This window comes from Microcystis sp. T1-4 (genome assembly GCF_000297435.1).
Classification (GTDB): Bacteria; Cyanobacteriota; Cyanobacteriia; order Cyanobacteriales; family Microcystaceae; genus Microcystis.
Genome location: NZ_CAIP01000158.1, coordinates 1 through 19,931 on the forward strand (window position 1 = coordinate 1; position 19,931 = coordinate 19,931).

Genomic DNA, 19,931 nt, shown 5'->3' on the forward strand with positions numbered 1-19,931 from the left:
AACCACAAAGGCACGAAGGACACTAAGGTTATGGATGAGAGGGCTAATGATTTATCTAAGGAGATTATTGGGGCGGCGATCGCTGTTCATCGGGAGTTGGGTCCAGGACTATTGGAGTCAGCCTATGAGGCCTGTTTAGAGTACGAGTTATTGGATAGGGGGATAGCGGTGGAGCGTCAAGTTCCTCAATCAGTGATTTATCGCGGTGTTAAACTTGATTGTGGTTATCGTCTCGATCTATTGGTGGAAAATCTGGTTATTGTCGAACTGAAAACTGTTGAACAACTTACCCCCATTCACGAGGCCCAGTTGTTAACCTATCTCAAATTACGCCGGCTTTGGCTAGGATTACTGATTAATTTTAACGTTCCCGTTCTCAAACAAGGCATCAAACGCCTTGTCAACAATTAATCTTTGTGTCCTTTGTGCCTTTGTGGTTCCTCAATCTTCGTGTCCTTTGTGCCTTTGTGGTTCTTTTATCTCCCATGAGCTACCGTAAAAAACTCATTGAAGTGGCCCTACCCCTAGAAGCGATTAACGTCGAATCGGCGCGGGAAAAATCGATTCGCCATGGTCATCCCTCTACTCTACATCTTTGGTGGGCCAGGCGACCTTTAGCGGCTTGTCGGGCGGTTTTATGGGCTTCTTTGGTGGATGATCCTTCCAGTTGGCCAGAGAAGTTTCCCACGGAAGAAGCACAGAATCGGGAACGGCAGCGATTGTTTGATATTTTGGGTAGGATTGAGCTTGAAAAGGACAAAAAAGGCAACACTAAGCAGGTGGTTAGAGGGTTGGTATCTTGGGATGAGATTAACCAGCCTAACTCAGCAGTATTGCTAGAAGCACAGCGAGAAATTGCGCGCTGTTTGGCTTGGGAACGTGGGGAAGAACCCCCCACTAAACCTGATGCTATACGCGATTATATCGCTAAATATGCCCCCCCTGCCTATGACCCGTTTTGTGGTGGTGGTTCCATTCCTTTGGAGGCCCAGCGCTTGGGTTTGCAGGCCCACGGTAGTGACCTCAATCCGGTGGCGGTGTTGATTACTAAGGCTTTAATCGAGATTCCGCCCAAGTTTAAGGATAAACCGCCGGTTAATCCCGATTCTCGCCAAAAACAAAAGATTTCTTCCTGGGAAGGGGCCCAGGGATTGGCCGCAGATGTGCGCTATTACGGTCAGTGGATGCGGGATGAGGCTTTTAAAAGGATTGGCTATCTTTATCCGATGGTGGAAACCAACCACAAAGGCACAAAGGACACTAAGGTGATTGCTTGGCTTTGGGCCAGGACGGTGAAGTGTCCTAATCCGGCCTGTGGCTGTCAGATGCCTCTGGTTCGCAGTTTTCAGCTTTCGACGAAGAAGGGTAAGGAGGCTTGGGTTGAGCCTTTTGTGGGAGATGTTAACACTGAGGGGGATTTTAACCACAAAGGCACAGAGGACACAAAGGGGGATGATTTTGGTGTCTCTGGGGTGCCACCCAAAATCCGCTTTGAGGTCAAAACGGGTAAGGGTACGGCCCCAGATGGGACGGTAAACCGCAAGGGTGCAGTTTGTATCGCTTGTAATACTCCTGTGCCTTTTGATCATATCCGTAGGGAAGGTAAGGCAGGCCGGATGGATGCTCAGTTAATGGCTATTGTCGCTGAAGGACAAGGGGGAAGGGTTTATCTTTCTCCTGATGAGGAACAGGAATATATCGCTAAAAAAGCACAGCCTGAATGGAAACCTGAAACGGAGCTTTCAACACATTCTCAATATATGGCAGCCCCTCGCTATGGCATGACGAAACACGCCGATTTATTCACTCCCCGTCAACTCGTCGCCCTCACTACTTTTAGCGATTTAGTAAGTGAAACTAGAGAAAAAATTAAAGCTGATGCAGTAGCCGCAGGAATCCCTGATGATGATTTACCTCTTAATGATGGGGGAATAGGCGCGACGGCTTATGCGGATGCAGTGGCGACTTATTTGGCTTTTGCGGTGGATAGACTTTCTGATCGAAACTCTACGATTTGTAGCTGGGATATTAGTCGTGATAGCACGCGCAATACTTTCGCTCGTCAAGCGATTCCCATGACATGGGATTTTGCCGAAGCGAATCCTATGAGTGACTCGACGGGCAATTTTAATGGTGCAATTGATTGGGTAGTTGAAGTTATTAAAAAATCCTCTTGTTCCGCCCCAGGACAAGTTATTCAACTCGATGCTACTAAAAATCATAAAAATGATTCAAAGGCTAAATTGATTTCCTCAGATCCGCCTTATTATGACGCTATACCCTATGCAGACTTATCTGATTTCTTTTATGTTTGGCTTCGTCGGTCTATAGGTTCAATTTATCCAGAAATTTTTAATACGTTATTAGTTCCTAAAACTCAAGAAATGGTTGCCGATCACTTTCGACATGGAAGCAAGGAGAAGGCAAAACAATTTTTTGAAGATAGTCTTATTCAAGTTTTTAAACGAGTCAATCAAATCAACGATAAAGATTATCCCGTAACAATCTACTATGCGCTCAAGCAAACTGAAACTGATGATCAGCAGAACTTCTCTTCTACAGGTTGGGAAACAATTTTAGAAGGCTTAATACAAGCTAATTTTAGTATTGACGGAACTTGGCCTCTGCGAACAGAATTAAGTAATCGTATGAGAGGACAAGACTCCAACGCCCTCGCCTCATCTATAGTCCTCGTGTGTCGTCCCCGTCCCGCCGACGCGCCCAAAGCCAGCCGCCGGCAATTCCTCAACGAACTGAAGCGCGACCTTCCCCAAGCCCTAAAACTGCTGCAACAGGGCAATATTGCCCCCGTTGACCTCGCCCAAGCCAGTATTGGGCCCGGGATGGCAATCTACTCCAAATACACCGCTATCCTCGAATCTAACGGCACTTCCATGGGTGTTCGCACGGCCCTGCAACTGATTAACCAGATTCTCGACGAATTTCTCACCGAACAAGAAGGAGAATTTGATAGTGATACCCGTTGGGCGCTGACTTGGTTCGAGCAGTACCAATTCAACGAAGCACTATATGGCAATGCAGAAACCCTCTCCAAAGCCAAAAACACCAGTATTCAGGGCATGGTTGAAGCTGGCATACTAGAAGCAAAAGCCGGTAAAGTGCGACTACTCAAGCGCGAAGATCTTAAAACCGATTGGAAGCCAGAAAAAGATGAGCGGACACCCATCTGGGAAATCACCCAACACCTCATCCATACCCTCGATAAAAACGGCGAAACCGGAGCCGCAGAACTCTTGGCCAAACTAGGAAACAAAGCCGATTTAGCCAAAGAACTCGCCTATAGACTTTATAGCCTCTGTGACAGAAAAGGTTGGACCCAAGAAGCCATAGCCTACAATAGCCTCGTCACCTCTTGGCCAGAAATCACCCGCCTAGCCAACGAATATAAACCCTCTCCCGAACAACTATCCTTTTCTTTGTGACCTTTGTGCCTTTGTGGTGAATTTAAACCACAGAGACACAGAGTTGACCAGCCGCTCTTTGTGTACAATGTAAGCAAACTATATATTCAAAACTTATGAAAATCACCAAAAAACCCCACAAACCCAAAAGTTATGTACTAGATCGCAGGCTATTTGTCCTCAATAAAGAACAATGGGAAGCCTTCAATGAAGCACTTGACACTCCAGCAAAAAAAAATGAAAAGCTGGCTCAGTTATTATCCACTAAAAGCCCTTGGGAATAACCTATACAGCACCAGAACCACTCAACCCAGAACACAAGATAGATTTCTTCGACTGCGGTGAAACAAGCTTGAATAACTGGTTGAAAGAACGCGCACTAAAAAGTGAATCTACTGGTGCAGCACGTACCTACGTTGTTTGTGCAGACAATAGAGTAGTCGGTTACTACTGTCTGTCCACAGGTAGTGTGATGCGCGATCAAGCTCCAGGCAAAATTAAACAAAATATGCCAGATCCCATTCCGGTAATCATTGTGGGCAGACTGGCAGTGGACCGCAACCATCAAGGACAAGGACTTGGAAAAGCCCTCATCAAAGATGCCGTACTCCGAAGCTTGCAAGCTTCTGTGATTGCCGGAATTAGAGCGATTCTCGTTCACGCACTCAATGAAAAAGCCAAACAATTCTACACAGAAAAATGTGGCTTTATATCATCCCGACTCGATCCACTAACACTAATGCTAAACCTCTCTGAAGCCCAAAAAAGTCTTGATAGGAGCTAATTATTAACAATCTCCGTGACCTCTGTGCCTCTGTGGTTAATCCCCCTTCGTGACCTTTGTGCCTTTGTGGTTCCCCAAACTTTGTGACCTTTGTGCCTTTGTGGTAAATCCCCCTTCGTGTTCTTTGTGCCTTTGTGGTTCAAAATCCCCCTTCGTGTTCTTTGTGGTTCAAAATCCCCCTTCGTGTGGTTATCTCTCCCAAATTGAGGCATTATAAAAATAACTCCTCATCAAATCCCATGGCAATCAGCAATCGTGAACGAGTCGGACGCGCCCTAGATTTCCTCAGAGAGGGACTATACCCCTTCATTGAACGAGAAATGAAAGCAAGCTACGGCCAGAAGTGGGTGGCCGTGGCCTTAAGTTGCCTCCCTGAGAGCTACACGATCCGCAGGACAGGTGATGCCGTCCTCAAAGAAGACGTTTCGGCCCTACTAATTGTCCTCTGGGAGCAGTGGAATGAAGTTTTTAAGAAAACCCTAGGCAGAAGCGATCGCTCTCTGACCAGTGAACTAAGAGATGTCCGCAACGCCTGGGCCCATAACGATGCTTTCAGCCTCGACGATGCTTACCGGGCTTTTGATAGCATCTCTCGCCTACTGAGTTCGGTTTCCGCCGACACCCAAGAGGTGGAGAAGCAGAAGCAAGAAATCCTCAGACTTCGCTTTGAAGAACAGGCCCGGCGAGAGACAAGGCGCCAAGCGATCGCACCGACGGAGGGACAACCGATGTCGGGATTGAAACCCTGGCGGGAAATCGCCACCCCCCACCCCGATGTGGCTTCCGGACGCTTCCAACAGGCCGAATTTGCCGCCGACCTCTGGCAAGTCTATCTCGATGAAGGCTCTGACGAATACCGCGACCCGACGGAATTTTTCCGCCGCACCTACCTCACCGAAGGACTCAAGCAACTTCTGACCAATGCCCTGCTGCGTCTGAGTGGTAATGGCGGAGAGCCGGTGATTGAACTGCAAACTAACTTCGGTGGCGGAAAAACCCACGCCATGCTGGCCCTCTACCATCTGTGCAATGCTTTGGCGATCGAAGATCTTCCCGGTATGGAGTCGATCTTCCAAGCTCTGAACATTAAAAAACCCCCCGAAAATGTCAACATTGCTGTTCTGGTCGGCACTAAAGTCCAGCCTAGTGGCATTCCCCCCTACAAACCGGAACACAACAAGCAAAATCGCCCAGAAATCAAGACCCTGTGGGGAGAAATAGCTTGGCAACTCGGCGGCGCTGAGGGCTACGCTCTGGTTCGCAACGCCGATGAAACTTCCACTAATCCGGGAGACGCACTCAAAATATTGTTTAATCGTTTTTCACCCTGTTTGATCTTGATCGACGAATGGGTTGCCTATGCCAGGCAATTGCACGACAAGAACGATATTGCTGGCGGTAGTTTTGACACCCAGTTTACTTTTGCCCAAACCCTGAGCGAGTCGGCAAAAAATGCCCAGCAGACGCTTTTGGCTGTGAGTATCCCCGCTTCGGAAACCGTTGACGAAAAAACCGGAGAAGTACGGACTACAGATGTTGAAACCGGAGGAGAACGGGGTACAGAGGCCCTAGACCGCCTTAAAAATGCGATCGGGCGCATCCAATCCCCTTGGCGACCCGCTAGTGCCGAGGAGAGTTTCGAGATCGTCCGCCGCCGCCTGTTTCAGACCACTACTGACCCGCAACTATTTGTCGCACGGGATGCGGTGATTAAAGCTTTCTCCGAGATGTATCGCACCCAGGCCCAGGAATTTCCTAGCGAATGCCTGGAGGCTGACTACAGGCGCCGCCTGCGGGAAGCCTATCCCATTCACCCAGAATTTTTTGATCGCCTCTACTCCGACTGGTCAACCCTCGATAAATTCCAACGCACCAGGGGTGTTTTGCGACTCATGGCCAAGGTCATCCATTCCCTTTGGGAGCGAGAGGACAAGAGCTTGTTGATCATGCCCTCCCACGTCCCGATGGATGATGCTCAGGTTCAGTCGGAGTTAACCCGCTACTTAGATGATAATTGGGTTCCGATCATCGAAAAGGATGTGGATGGCCCCAATTCTCTGCCCCTCGACATCGATCGCCAAAATTCCAACCTGGGACGCTATTCTGCTTGCCGTCGGGTTACGCGCACTATTTACCTTGGCTCGGCCCCCACGATTCGGGCTGCTAACCGAGGACTAGAAGATAAGAGGATAAAACTCGGTTGCGTGCAGCCGGGGGAGACTGTAGCCACTTTTGGTGATGCCCTACGGCGGCTAACAGATCGGGCCACCTACCTCTACATCGATGGCAACCGCTACTGGATTTCCAATCAGCCGAACGTCACCCGCACCGCCCAAGATCGGGCAAACCTGCTCTTTGAGGAGCGGTATAAAGTGACAGAAGAAATCGTCCGGCGCTTGAAGGCCGACCAGCAGCGGGGCGAGTTTGGAGGGATTCATATTGCCCCAGAATCAACTGCTGATATTCCCGATGATCCTCATCTGGGGGTGCGGCTCGTCGTTCTCGGTACTGGGCAACCCCACAGTAAATCCGCCGAAGATAGCCCCGCTCGGCGTTTAGTGGCGGAAATTCTCAATCAGAGAGGGGGTAGCCCCCGCTATTACAAGAATACGCTTGTATTTGTTGCCCCTGACAAGTCGAACTTGGAAAACTTAGAGAAGAACGTCGCCGGATATCTTGCCTGGAATTCAATTGTGGCGGATAAGGAAACCCTCAATCTCGATGTTTCTCAGAATAAACAGGCGATCACTAAGCGCGATCAAGCCGACAAGGAGGTAAGCCTGATCCTCAACCAAACCTATAAGTGGCTGCTGGTTCCAGAGCAACCCGACCCCCAGAAAGGCATCCACTGGACTGATACCAACGCTCAGGGGGACGATTCGCCTATCGATCGAGCCAGCCGCAAACTGGTTCATCAGGAGCAACTGATTACCCATTACTCTGGTGACAACCTGCGGAGGGAAGCCCTCGACAAATACCTGTGGCGTTCAACTAACCACATCGATCTGAAACGTCTGTGGGAGTACCTAGCGCAGTATCTTTACTTGCCCCGTCTCAAGAACCAGGATGTTCTACTTCAAACTGTGCGGGAGGGGGTTCGTTCTACGCTCGTACAGGAGAACTTCGGTTATGCAGAGGGCTGGGATGAGGCGAAGCAAAGATATACTGGTCTTGTCATCCTTCGGGATATCAATCCGAGTATCAGCAGTCACAGCCTTCTGGTTAAGCCTGATGTAGCTATGGGGCAGCTAGAGGCCGAGAAACCAGCTAACCCCCCGACCGCTGCCGAGACTGATCCCGTTATCTCTAGTGACCGTGATCGGTCGCCATCTTTACCCTCTGGTGTTGGATTAACTGTGACAGAGACTCCCGGTGATCTGGTTGAGAAAAAGCTGGTTCTGCGGAGGTTTTACGGCAGTGTTGAGATCGATCCCCTGCGGATCAATCGAGACGCTCCAGCGATCGCCAATGAGATCATCCAGCATCTCACCCGACTCAGTGGGGCCAGGGTTAAGGTAACACTGGAGATTGAAGCTGACATTCCTGATGGTGTGCCGGATGATGTGGTGCGGACGGTGACGGAGAATTGTCGGACTTTGAAATTTAATAATCAGTCTTTTGAACCGGAGTGAATATCGGGAAATTTCCCTATCTGGATTCGGTCATGGCTCTCTTAATTCTTTGCGTGATCAGTTTAACTTATTATAGAAGCGATCAATCTTTGTGTCCTTTGTGTCTTTGTGGTTCGTTCCACTCCCTCGCTAGGAGGAATGTATCTTAGAATACATTTTACCCACCAAATCCAAGAGAGCCAGATGCCCGCACTACTACATCTTATACTTAATTTAAATGCAGGACAGCTGACGACGGCTTTGTGCTAAAATGTTTTCAGGAGACTTGAAACAGACCTGGAGGAAGGCGTAAGACTACCGCTAAGGTAGCGGCATCCAGTGAAGCGTCAACAGGCCTGAAGATCGTTCAATCAAGTTTGTTTGATCTGTCCGGAATCACCGTCCGATCAAGGCGGTGAGGATGTCAACGCAACCGTTGAATCCACATCACTATTACCACAGAAAAAAAATCAAATGCAACCCAGCGACAAAAGTGTTTTAACCCCTGAAGAACGGCTTCAAATTTCATTTTTACTCAAAGTAAGTGTTTTAACCCCTGAAGAACGGCTTAAACTTTCATCTTTACTCAAAGCAATGGAAAGCAAAGAACAGGCTCTCCGCAACCTTGACCCGATGGTGTTGGATCTTTCGATTCGCGAGCCTGCTGTAGGTTCCCCCATAGGCCATGTTCTTGAAAACAAACTCGCCCTTTTAAGCCTGGCGAGAAAATTCGGCTTTAAGGAGATTTTACTGGCAACTTTCAATGTGTCGATGCCAGAGATTGAGCAAGTTGACGATGCCTTCTGCAAATTACTCAACGAAAGGAAAGAAGACCTGACAGGTACTTTTGGATTCGCCTCGCCCGGGAAGTTTTCCGCTGACCAAAAGGTGTTTAATGCAGACATCAGCATGGAGAAGCTGAAAAAATATAAAATCCCTAACGCTATCTTTGATCTTGACATCACTAAGGCCTACGTCCGCGTAGAAGACCGCGACAATTATCTACGGGAACTTGCCGCCACCATTAAATGGACTCATGAAAATATACGCGGTGATAACGGAGGCGCTCCCCGCGTGTATATCAACTACCAGGATGGTGTAGATGCGTTTTTCGAGGATTGGGAATGGGTGGCAAGGGTTACGAAGTTTCTAGCGACTCAACCCATCGCCGCCATTCTCTACGAGGATGGAAAAGGAACGGCGCTACCTTTCCAGATCGCCACATTGACCGCCATGATCAAAGGACTTATGCCGCCCAATATCAAATTGCTAGTGCATATGCATGCGGGAAATGGTATGGAAAATGCGTCAATCATGGAAGCTTTGTTAAACGGAGCCGATGGCATTTGGGCTGGTTTCACACGCGAGGCAGCAACCAATGGTCATGCGCCAAGTTCCGAGCTGTTGGCGAATCTGCGCCGACTCGGCAACCAAATAGTGGAGAAAAAGTATGCTTTCAAGCAAATGGTTCCCATCGCCCACGAAATGACCAAAATCAACACTGGAGAACAGACCCAACCCGATGTTCCGATTATCGGCAGGAATGCCTACCGGACAATCCATACGTTTTTCATGCAAGACAAGAATCAAAAAATGGATTTGGCCCCAGAAGCCATAGGTGCCAAACCAGGCTGGCGCATCACAATGAGCAGCGACAATGCAGTATTGCGCAATCGTTTGAACGAAGTGCGGCCCGGCACGGAACTTGACGACGCGACTGCAAATCGTATGCGCGCCCTGTTGCGTAGCGATCTGATGGCAGGCAAGCGCATCGCCTATGACGAGCCGAACAACCTGATCGACCTATACGTTCGCGCTACAACCAAGCCTTAAAACTTAACGCGAGTCGAATTGGTCTGTGAATATCGAAAAATTTCCCTATCTGGATTCGGTCAGGGATTTCTGAAAATTCCAGAAGAGCATTAATATTATGGAAATGTCTAATAATAATGGTTCTTCGGTTTGTCTTATGCAATGTCTGTCTCTATAAGGAATGAAACCCTTATAGAGACAGACATTGCCGCAATTTTTGTCAATTGTTGGCGATCTGGACGAACTAATCAATTAAATCTCTTGCCAGATAAGGATTTAGTCGATTTATGCCCCCATATCGAATCATGCCAAGTCCCGAAGAGCCAGAATAATCCCCCTTTTATCTGAAAAAGAGGGATTTATAGCGGTTCTCGCATCTGGGCGGCACACTTAAACCTTTGCTGATTAAGCTGTTCAGGATCGGGAATGTACCTCTTGTGAATCAGAAACGCTATATTTAGTCCAAATTTGTTAGATTGAGAGGAAAGTTTTCACGCTTCTCAGTCTCAAGACAAGAGATTTTCTGCTGATGTCTTCCCACTACCAAAGTCCGCGGATAGGAGATACACTAGGCTCGGGAGCGGGTTGGGGAGCAACTTCAGTAAAGGTTCTGGTTTCCGGGGGTAAAGCGGGAAGTCCCCAAGCGGGTTGTTTTTCGTTGATTTCTCTTAAAAGTTGCGAGCGAGTGGTACTGACGGCGATTTCTGATTTTAGTTTCAAGCGGGAAACCCAATAGGGACGAGCTTTACCCACATAAACTAATTTGCCATCTACCACTTGCAATAGTACATCGTCACCACCAGTGGCATCCCCAACAATACGAGCGGTGGTTCCGTCGGCAAAGTCACCACTGAAAATTTCTTTGCCATCCACTGTTACAGGTCTGATCAATTGGATGGACATAATGCCACCCACGGTTCCCCGGACGCGACCTAGTATATAGTCACCGGGGTTGAGTTGCGGCTCACCTCTGTAGGTGTTATGGCCGCGCAGTTGACTGATCAGGATTTCGTTATTTTGCGGTTCTGCTTGTACGGGTACGGCGCCAAGGGTAGTTAGGGCAACTAAACCGGCAAAACCAGCGACAAGGGAAATTTTGTTAAACACAATTACCTCAAGCAAAAAATTGGTAAATTACCTATAGACGTTCTAGATTATAACCTAGTTCCCGATTTTATCTATATTGTGAAATATTAGTTTAATAATTTCTCGATCGAGCGGTTGGAGGTTGGGGTTTTAGGGTTTTGGGGTTTTAGGGTGTTAGTTGAAATTCCCCCATTCTCCCGCTCCCTACCTCCCTACCTCCCCACTTCCCCTGAAAACTGGATTAAGCTAGGCTCTAAGACCGCTCGACATTGCTGAATAATTGAGGATCGAGGGTGGGTAGTTCGATATCTTTTTCTGCTGGGGAAGAGGCCAACTGGAAGCGGTTTAAAGTTTGTTGAACGCGATCAAAAATGGTGATTTTTTGCTCGCTATTGTTCTGGGGTTCGGGAATAGGTTCCACTTCTAGCGGAGGCTGAATACCGGGGGCAGGTTCGTTAATCTCCTTTGTCTCTGGTATGGTGGTTAGGGGAGATTCGATCGCTTCAGGGGTTTCCTCTACCTTTTCGATTGTTTCTGTCTCTACTGGTTTTTCTTCCACGATTGGGCTTTCTGGCTCAATAACAGGGGTTTCCTCCACTATAGGGCTTTCTGGCTCAATAACGGGGGTTTCCTCCACTATAGGGGTTTCTTCCTCAACTATAGGGGTTTCTTCCTCGATAACAGGGTTTTCTTCCAAGATTGGGCTTTCTGGCTCAATAACGGGGGTTTCCTCAACTATAGGGGTTTCTTCCTCGATAACGGGGGTTTCCGGCTCAATAACGGGGGTTTCTTCCTCTGGACTTGGAATGATTTTATAGTTGGGATCAACAATGCTACGGGCAATTGTAGGGGATAAATCGCCACGGACTAATTGACTGAGTCCGTCTTGGTAAGAGGGATCAAAGCTAATCACGCGCACGCTGGTATTAAACTCGTTTTCGATTTTATTTCCCTTACCATCGATGAATTCTAGTTGTACCCAGTTATTGCCCTTGGCAAAACCCTTGAGATAGATTGGTTCCCAAGTATCAAGCAGAAAACTCTCACCGTTGACAGTGACACGAATGCGCCAATCTTGAAGATTATTATCCCCGTTGGCAGTATTGGACAGACGTAGAGGAGCATTACTCAGATAAAAATCGAGCAGGATCGGTTCTGCACCGTAGATTCCCTGCGGACTACTGTAGGTTAATAGGGGTAAGTTGTTATCAGGGGCATTTTTGCCTGTTTTTGTCAGAATATGAAAGGTTGTTTCAGCGAAGGCCCCATCATTTTTAAAACTTTCCTGCCAAGGACGCAGGGCCAAGACGCGCAGGGTATGAGTACCGGGGGCAAGATTTTCTAGGATAATCGGTTGCTTGAGGTCGTAAATGGCTGCTGCTGGTTCATTATCGACAATTAGACTCAAGTGGGGTCCTAATTTCAGGGTATCGTCTTGGAAAATTGGCAGATCTGACACTTGTAGTTTAACTGTCACCTGGGTGTGATCGAAAACTTGTTCGGCCAGAGGACTGAGAATCGTTACTTGGGGAGCGTAACGATCTAAACTGGGGCGCAGTTCCTGAATTAAGGCCGGGGGGGCCACCTCAGAAATGCGGCCTTGGACGACGGGAAGATTAGAGGTTTCGGCAGTGGAGAGATCCGTAGCCGTCAAGCGATCGCCACAGGCGTTTAACAGAATGGTCAGTAAACCGATCACAAGACATATACGAAGGGTTTTGACTGGGATTAATTTATGTAGTAGGGATAGCACGTTCCTCCTAGAGCCAAGGCCAAAATCTATACAAACCATTGATTTTTGCTAGAGTCATTGAATGCTCTGGTGTCAGCAAAAGCGCGAGAAGATGAGGTCATGGCCTCAATTTTACAGAATTGTTTGATTGTTTTTTGAGAATCTATCTATTGAATTTTCTATATGGTCTGGTGAGGGAGAAAAGGGGGAAATGGGCTTCCGGAGCGACAATTGATAAACTTTTGTAAAGAAAAATCACCAGTCTGACCCTGACTAAGACCGTCCATAGCAGAAAATGTCTCTCCTATCAAGGATTGAGAGAATTTTAATTATTGTTAAGCATAACGAACAGACAAGAGAACAAAGACTTATCATCTACTATTGATGCTTTCGACTGGAATCTCACCCAAGAGGAAAGTCAAGCGACATTAACAAAAGGTGGGTCAGATTTCAACTTGCCTTTTTTAGGTTAAAAAATCTATCCTCAAATAAAACGCTAAGTCTATTGTCGAGAGAGGAGAATCCTCATGGCACTCCCCCCCAAAGAGGCGGTAGCTAAAGTGATTGTAGATAAAGACCCAGTACCTACTTCCTTTGAGAAGTGGGGTCAACCGGGGCATTTTGATCGCACTTTAGCCAAAGGACCCAAAACCACTACCTGGATTTGGAACCTACACGCCAACGTCCACGATTTTGATAGTCAAACCAGCGATCTCGAAGATATTTCTCGGAAAATCTTCAGCGCCCACTTCGGACATCTCGCCGTTGTCTTCGTTTGGCTAAGTGGAATGTACTTCCACGGCGCGAAATTTTCTAACTATGAAGCTTGGTTAACCAACCCGCTGGCCATCAAACCCAGCGCCCAAGTGGTCTGGCCGATCGTCGGTCAAGGCATCCTCAACGGCGATGTGGGCGGCGGTTTCCACGGTATTCAGATCACCTCTGGTCTGTTCTACCTCTGGCGGGCTTCCGGGTTCACCAACAGCTATCAGCTATACTGCACCGCTATCGGTGGTTTAGTTATGGCGGGCCTGATGCTGTTTGCTGGTTGGTTCCATTACCACAAAAGCGCACCGAAACTGGAATGGTTCCAAAACGTGGAATCGATGATGAACCACCACTTGGCGGGTTTACTCGGCTTAGGTTCCCTAGGTTGGGCTGGTCATCAGATTCACGTTTCTTTACCAGTGAACAAACTCCTCGATGCGGGAGTCGCTCCCCAAGACATCCCCTTGCCCCACGAGTTCATCCTCGAACCGAGCAAGATGGCGGAGTTATATCCCAGTTTCGCCCAGGGTTTGACCCCCTTCTTTACCCTTAACTGGGGTGCTTACTCGGATTTCCTCACCTTCAAAGGTGGCTTGAACCCCGTCACCGGTGGTCTCTGGCTTTCCGATACCGCTCACCATCACTTGGCGATCGCTGTATTATTCATCATTGCTGGTCATATGTACCGTACCAACTGGGGTATCGGTCACAGCATGAAGGAAATCCTCGAAAACCACAAAGGTCCCTTCACCGGTCAAGGTCACAAAGGACTGTACGAAATCCTGACCACCTCTTGGCACGCCCAGTTAGCGATTAACCTTGCTCTCTTAGGTTCGCTAACCATCATCGTGGCCCACCATATGTACGCCATGCCGCCCTATCCCTATCAGGCGACTGACTACGCCACCCAACTATCCTTGTTTACTCACCACACTTGGATCGGTGGCTTCTTAATCGTCGGTGCGGGAGCGCACGGAGCGATCTTCATGGTACGCGACTACGATCCGGCCAAAAACGTGGATAACCTGCTCGATCGGATGATCCGTCATCGCGACGCAATTATCTCCCACCTGAACTGGGTATGTATTTTCCTCGGCTTCCATAGCTTCGGTTTATACATTCACAACGACACCATGCGGGCTTTTGGTCGTCCCCAAGATATGTTCTCGGATACGGGAATTCAACTACAACCCATCTTTGCCCAATGGGTACAAAGTCTCCACACCCTAGCCCCCGGCAACACCGCTCCTAACGCTCTCACTACCGCTAGTTATGCTTTCGGTGGCGACGTAGTAGCAGTGGGTGGCAAAGTGGCCATGATGCCGATCACCCTCGGTACTGCCGATTTCCTCGTGCATCACATCCACGCCTTCACCATCCATGTAACGGTGTTGATTCTCCTCAAAGGGGTTCTCTACGCTCGCGGTTCCCGTCTGATTCCCGATAAAGCGAATCTCGGTTTCCGTTTCCCCTGCGATGGTCCCGGTCGCGGCGGTACCTGCCAAGTTTCGGGTTGGGATCACGTCTTCCTCGGCCTGTTCTGGATGTACAACTCCCTCTCGGTTGTAATCTTCCACTTTAGCTGGAAAATGCAGTCCGATGTCTGGGGAACCGTCGCCCCCGATGGCACTGTCACCCACGTTACCCTCGGTAACTTCGCCCAAAGTGCCATCACCATCAACGGTTGGTTACGGGATTTCCTCTGGGCGCAAGCAGCGCAAGTCATTAATTCCTATGGCTCTGCTCTGTCTGCCTACGGAATCATGTTCCTAGCCGGTCACTTCGTCTTCGCGTTTAGCTTGATGTTCCTGTTCAGTGGTCGCGGCTACTGGCAAGAATTAATCGAGTCGATCGTCTGGGCGCACAACAAGTTAAGAGTTGCCCCCGCTATCCAACCTCGCGCCCTGAGCATCATTCAAGGTCGTGCCGTTGGTGTGGCTCACTACCTCTTAGGCGGTATTGTCACCACTTGGGCATTCTTCTTGGCCAGAAGTCTCTCGATTGGCTAAACTTGCCTATAAGGGCTTGCCAGTCCCCCGGGGATTGGCAAGACTAGGCTGAACCAGCGTCGATTGACCGATACCACTGTAAGCGTTTCCTATTACAGTGGGTGAATTTAAAAAAGGAAATAACCAGCACTCGTGTAAGAGCCTCAGTTATTTAGAGAGGAGAATTTCCTAAACAGCTATGGCAACTAAATTCCCTAAATTTAGCCAAGATCTAGCCCAAGATCCGACCACCCGTCGGATTTGGTACGGGATCGCCACAGCCCACGACTTTGAAAGTCATGATGGCATGACGGAAGAGAATCTCTACCAAAAGATTTTCGCGTCCCACTTCGGCCACATTGCAATCATTTTCCTGTGGACTTCCGGCACTATATTCCACGTCGCTTGGCAAGGTAACTTCGAGCAGTGGATCAAAGATCCCTTAAACATCCGTCCCATCGCCCACGCGATTTGGGATCCCCAGTTCGGTAAAGGCGCGGTAGATGCCTTCACCCAAGCTGGCGCTTCTAACCCTGTTAACATCGCCTATTCCGGGGTTTACCACTGGTTCTACACCATCGGTATGACCTCCAACCAAGACCTATACCAAGGTGCGGTGTTCCTGCTGATTCTCTCGGCGATTTTCCTCTTTGCTGGCTGGTTACACTTACAACCTAAGTTCCGTCCTAGCCTCGCTTGGTTCAAAAACGCTGAATCTCGCCTGAACCACCACCTCGCCGCTCTGTTCGGTGTTAGCTCTCTGGCTTGGACCGGACACCTCGTTCACGTTGCTATCCCCGAATCCCGCGGTCAGCACGTTGGTTGGGACAACTTCCTCTCCACTCCCCCCCACCCGGCGGGTTTACTACCCTTCTTCACCGGTAACTGGGGTGTGTATGCGGAAAACCCCGATACTGCTAACCACATTTTCGGTACCGCCCAAGGCGCGGGAACTGCGATTCTCACCTTCTTAGGTGGTTTCCATCCCCAAACCGAGTCCCTCTGGTTAACCGATATGGCTCACCACCACTTGGCGATCGCTGTGATCTTCATTGTGGCTGGTCATATGTACCGCACCAACTGGGGCATCGGTCACAGCATCAAGGACATCCTCAATGCACACAGACCCCCCAGTGGTAAGTTAGGAGCCGGTCACAAAAATCTTTATGACACGGTTAACAACTCTCTCCACTTCCAACTCGGTTTGGCTCTCGCTTCTTTAGGCGTGATCACCTCTCTGGTGGCGCAGCATATGTACGCGCTACCCCCTTATGCCTTTATTGCTAAGGACTACACCACCCAAGCGGCTCTTTATACCCACCACCAATACATCGCTGGTTTCCTAGCGGTGGGTGCTTTCGCCCACGGTGCTATCTTCTTCGTGCGTGACTATGATCCCGAAGCGAACAAAGATAACGTCCTGGCCCGGATGCTGGAGCATAAAGAAGCGATCATCTCTCACCTAAGCTGGGTTTCCCTTTTCTTAGGTTTCCACACCCTCGGCCTCTACGTTCATAACGATGTGGTCGTCGCTTTCGGTACTCCCGAAAAACAAATCCTGATCGAACCTGTGTTCGCTCAATTCGTGCAAGCAGCTTCGGGTAAAACCCTGTACGGCATGAACGTACTGTTGTCTAACCCCGATAGTATCGCTTACACCGCCTATCCTAACTACGGTGATGTTTGGTTACCCGGTTGGCTAGACGCAATCAATAGCGGCACTAACTCCCTCTTCTTAACCATCGGTCCTGGCGACTTCCTCGTTCACCATGCGATCGCTCTTGGTTTACACACCACCGTTCTAATCCTGGTTAAGGGTGCTTTAGACGCTCGTGGTTCCAAATTAATGCCCGATAAAAAAGACTTCGGGTATTCCTTCCCTTGCGACGGTCCCGGCCGTGGCGGTACTTGCGACATCTCTGCTTGGGATTCCTTCTACCTAGCCATGTTCTGGATGTTGAACACCTTGGGTTGGTTAACCTTCTACTGGCACTGGAAACACCTCGGTGTCTGGTCGGGTAACGTGGCTCAGTTTAACGAAAACTCCACCTACCTGATGGGCTGGTTCCGCGATTACCTCTGGGCTAACTCGGCTCAGTTAATCAACGGTTACAACCCCTACGGTGTTAACAACCTTTCTGTCTGGGCCTGGATGTTCCTCTTTGGACACCTCGTTTGGGCAACCGGTTTCATGTTCCTGATCTCTTGGCGTGGTTACTGGCAAGAGTTGATCGAAACTATCGTTTGGGCCCACGAACGCACTCCTCTGGCGAACCTCGTTCGTTGGAAAGACAAACCGGTGGCTCTCTCGATCGTTCAGGCTCGTTTGGTTGGTTTAGCTCACTTCACCGTTGGCTATATCTTCACCTACGCCGCCTTCTTGATCGCCTCCACTGCTGGCAAGTTCGGCTAAACCTTGAATTAGGTGACTAAAAAACCCCCCGCCCATTGGTGGGGGGTTTTGTTTATGATTAATAATAAAAGCGCAGCTCAATCTCAAAAATCTATGCAGTTGGAAGAATTAAAACAGCTTTATGATCAGGACTTTGTTTTGTGGATTGAGCGAACCACCGAACAAATTCGACAGGAAATAACTACTAACTACGAGGAAACACAAATTATATGGAAACCTATCCAAGAAAGAGCTAAATTTTTAGAACAAAGCCTTGCGGAATTAGAAAATTTTGAAAAAGAGGAGGTGAATTAGTGAATAATAAATATTTTTCGAGTATTTGTAAAGATGTTTTTGCAATTGTGTATCCAAAAATAAAATCTAAAAAAGGAGGTGTACTCTATCATGTTTTAAGTATTATTCTTGAAAGAGAAGAATCTCAGAGAGATGATCTATGTCGTTATTTTGGAATTAATCAATCCTCGTGTTTAGATGAAGATAAAAGGTTGTCTGGTGAATTTCTTAATGATGTAACAAAGCTCGTTTATGTAGAAAGGCTTAAATTCGGGGACTTTAATTCAACAAATCTTGCAACTGGCATAAGTGATATCTTAGATAACGTTGATCTAACAAAATCAAATCAATCAAAGGAAGAACGCCAAATGGAATTAATTATTACAGTAGCTTGTTTAATGGTAGGGGCATTTACTTGTTTTAAATATCTACAAAGGACTCGTTCTAAAAATGAAATTAGTCCGACAGCTTCTTTATGTCTAGCTGTTCCTGCATCAGAAGTTTATAATTTACATGAAGGGTATGATCTTAATAGAGATGATGTTGTAAGATTAATTGATTGTGCTACAGAATTTTTATGTGTGCCAGAGTATAAAAAAATATCTGTAGAGACTATACCGGACGAAGGACGCTCTCCTGAAAGTCGATTAAAATTCTACGTTAGAATTAATCTCAAAAATGGAGGTAATAGGTAATATCATTGGTAAAGAAACTCAGTATGGAATGAAGCGAGAACTTCCACTTAATGTAACAGGAAAAGTTATACAGATAGGGTTTCTCAAAAATGTCTCTATTCTCAGAGAATTCAACCGTATTTAAGGAGTTAATTTAATGGATTGGAAATCGGCCTCATCCTACTATGAAACCCGTCTCAGTGATGTCTTAAATATCCAACATTTTGCCGTTGACTTAGCCAAACTTCCCCAAGCTGAAGTTCCCTCTAAATTAACAGAAATCCTCCTGCAAGAGGCAATACCGGCTAACCGTCAACTCGAAAGACTGAGAAAAAGAGAATTTCGTATTGCTGTGGTTGGCTTAGAAAAGGCAGGAAAAAGTACCTTTATTAACGCATGGTTAGAATGTGATTTACTTCCTGCCAAAGGAGGAAGATGTACCTTTACCACCACTCAAATTTATTCCGTTAAAAGCGAATCTGAACAAAGATTAGAAGTGCAAACCCGCAGCGAAGAACAATTTATTCATCTTCTCAAAGAATTAGAAACCGGTGGCGCAAAAGAAGACTTAAAAACCATTAGAGAAAACGAAATCACCCTAAAACAAGTCAGACGAGAAGGTAATTTAGTTATTCCTTTTACTCGACTAGAAGACATCCGAGAACAACTAAAAAAATACGTTGCCGATGAAAAATATGCTCACGCTGGGCTCTTCTAGGTTTGGTGGGTAAAATGTATTCTAAGATACATTCCTCCTAGCGAGGGAGTGGAAGGAACCACAGAGACACAGAGGACACAAAGATCGATCGATCCTATGTAAGTTAAACTGATCACACAGAACCTAGAAGAGCCCACGCTGTTTTAGAAGCCCGATTTGAAGAATATCTACGCCATGGTATTTTTGAAGCTGCAGGATTTGAGTCCTACTGTATTCAAGAATTAAGAGGATTAGTGGATATTTTTCGAGAAAAAGAAGGAACATGGGCAGGTGTCGCCCAAAACGAATGGTATAAGGAGAATCCTCAGCTTGTAGCAGAATTACCCGCTAATTTGCAATCTCAAGAATTTAATTTAGAAGTTAGTGAACGACTGAGACAATTAGCAATTGCCTTGAAAAGAAATAGTTCCTCTCAGTAGCGTTAGCTATAGCAAAGCACCGCTATTATTGCGACGATGGCGGTGAATTACGGTGATTTGGGAATGCGGATTAAGCTTCGCTAATTTCTACTTATAGCATTTCTGATTCACACGAGGTACATTCCCGAGCCTGAACAGCTTAATCAGTAAAGGTTTAACTGTGCCGCACAGATGCGAGAAACGCTATATACCAATTCTCAATCATAAAAACTACATTCCGCACTTCATTTT

Annotated in this window: 13 protein-coding genes and 1 pseudogene; 12 read left to right on the forward strand and 2 right to left on the reverse strand. The window is 47.6% G+C overall.

What is annotated here, in order from left to right:
• The 6 genes from MICAI_RS09615 to MICAI_RS09640 all read left to right on the forward strand — a co-directional run.
• Nucleotides 1-411 (forward strand): GxxExxY protein (locus MICAI_RS09615; RefSeq protein ID WP_232306173.1); only part of this gene is annotated, 411 nt, incomplete at its 5' end.
• A 74-nt stretch (nucleotides 412-485) separates the two neighbouring features.
• Nucleotides 486-3,443: a DUF1156 domain-containing protein gene (locus MICAI_RS09620; RefSeq protein WP_039899934.1), complete on the forward strand. Its 2,958-nt coding sequence runs from the start codon at nucleotides 486-488 to the stop codon at nucleotides 3,441-3,443.
• 95 nt (nucleotides 3,444-3,538) lie between these two features.
• Nucleotides 3,539-3,706 carry a type II toxin-antitoxin system TacA family antitoxin gene (locus tag MICAI_RS24955; RefSeq protein WP_008200985.1) on the forward strand — a complete coding sequence of 56 codons (168 nt, stop codon included), beginning with the start codon at nucleotides 3,539-3,541 and terminating at the stop codon, nucleotides 3,704-3,706.
• On the forward strand, nucleotides 3,697-4,206 hold the full coding sequence (locus tag MICAI_RS09625; RefSeq protein WP_008200987.1) for a GNAT family N-acetyltransferase: 510 nt from the start codon (nucleotides 3,697-3,699) through the stop codon (nucleotides 4,204-4,206). The genes MICAI_RS24955 and MICAI_RS09625 overlap by 10 nt, the downstream gene beginning before the upstream one ends.
• Nucleotides 4,207-4,445: 239 nt before the next feature.
• Nucleotides 4,446-7,838 carry a Swt1 family HEPN domain-containing protein gene (locus tag MICAI_RS09635; protein WP_008200990.1) on the forward strand — a complete coding sequence of 1,131 codons (3,393 nt, stop codon included), beginning with the start codon at nucleotides 4,446-4,448 and terminating at the stop codon, nucleotides 7,836-7,838.
• Nucleotides 7,839-8,291: 453 nt separating this feature from the next.
• Nucleotides 8,292-9,650, forward strand: a complete 1,359-nt coding sequence (locus MICAI_RS09640) for a hypothetical protein (RefSeq protein ID WP_002733101.1) — start codon at nucleotides 8,292-8,294, stop codon at nucleotides 9,648-9,650.
• A 519-nt stretch (nucleotides 9,651-10,169) separates the two neighbouring features.
• Here MICAI_RS09640 and MICAI_RS09645 read toward each other — a convergent pair.
• Nucleotides 10,170-10,736 (reverse strand): hypothetical protein, encoded by a 567-nt coding sequence (locus MICAI_RS09645; protein WP_008200993.1) that lies wholly within the window; start codon nucleotides 10,734-10,736, stop codon nucleotides 10,170-10,172.
• A 232-nt stretch (nucleotides 10,737-10,968) separates the two neighbouring features.
• Entirely contained in the window at nucleotides 10,969-12,507 is a 1,539-nt protein-coding gene (locus MICAI_RS09650) for a hypothetical protein (protein WP_008200996.1), read from the reverse strand.
• Between the two features lie 467 nt (nucleotides 12,508-12,974).
• Here MICAI_RS09650 and psaA point away from each other — a divergent pair, with 467 nt between their 5' ends.
• The 6 genes and pseudogenes from psaA to MICAI_RS09680 all read left to right on the forward strand — a co-directional run bounded on the left by psaA (nucleotide 12,975) and on the right by MICAI_RS09680 (nucleotide 19,700).
• The gene (gene psaA / locus MICAI_RS09655; protein ID WP_008200998.1) at nucleotides 12,975-15,224 is read left to right on the forward strand and encodes a photosystem I core protein PsaA; all 2,250 of its coding nucleotides are present in this window, start codon (nucleotides 12,975-12,977) and stop codon (nucleotides 15,222-15,224) included.
• A gap of 178 nt (nucleotides 15,225-15,402) precedes the next feature.
• Nucleotides 15,403-17,616: a photosystem I core protein PsaB gene (gene psaB / locus MICAI_RS09660; protein ID WP_002757218.1), complete on the forward strand. Its 2,214-nt coding sequence runs from the start codon at nucleotides 15,403-15,405 to the stop codon at nucleotides 17,614-17,616.
• Nucleotides 17,617-17,670: 54 nt separating this feature from the next.
• Nucleotides 17,671-17,910, forward strand: a complete 240-nt coding sequence (locus MICAI_RS09665) for a hypothetical protein (RefSeq protein ID WP_008201001.1) — start codon at nucleotides 17,671-17,673, stop codon at nucleotides 17,908-17,910.
• The gene (locus MICAI_RS09670; protein ID WP_008201004.1) at nucleotides 17,910-18,584 is read left to right on the forward strand and encodes a hypothetical protein; all 675 of its coding nucleotides are present in this window, start codon (nucleotides 17,910-17,912) and stop codon (nucleotides 18,582-18,584) included. Before MICAI_RS09665 ends, MICAI_RS09670 begins: the two co-directional genes overlap by 1 nt.
• Nucleotides 18,585-18,720: 136 nt before the next feature.
• Nucleotides 18,721-19,275 (forward strand): annotated as a pseudogene (locus tag MICAI_RS09675) (dynamin family protein); the annotation flags it as partial.
• A gap of 239 nt (nucleotides 19,276-19,514) precedes the next feature.
• Nucleotides 19,515-19,700 carry a hypothetical protein gene (locus MICAI_RS09680; protein WP_008201008.1) on the forward strand — a complete coding sequence of 62 codons (186 nt, stop codon included), beginning with the start codon at nucleotides 19,515-19,517 and terminating at the stop codon, nucleotides 19,698-19,700.
• Nucleotides 19,701-19,931 lie beyond the last annotated feature (231 nt).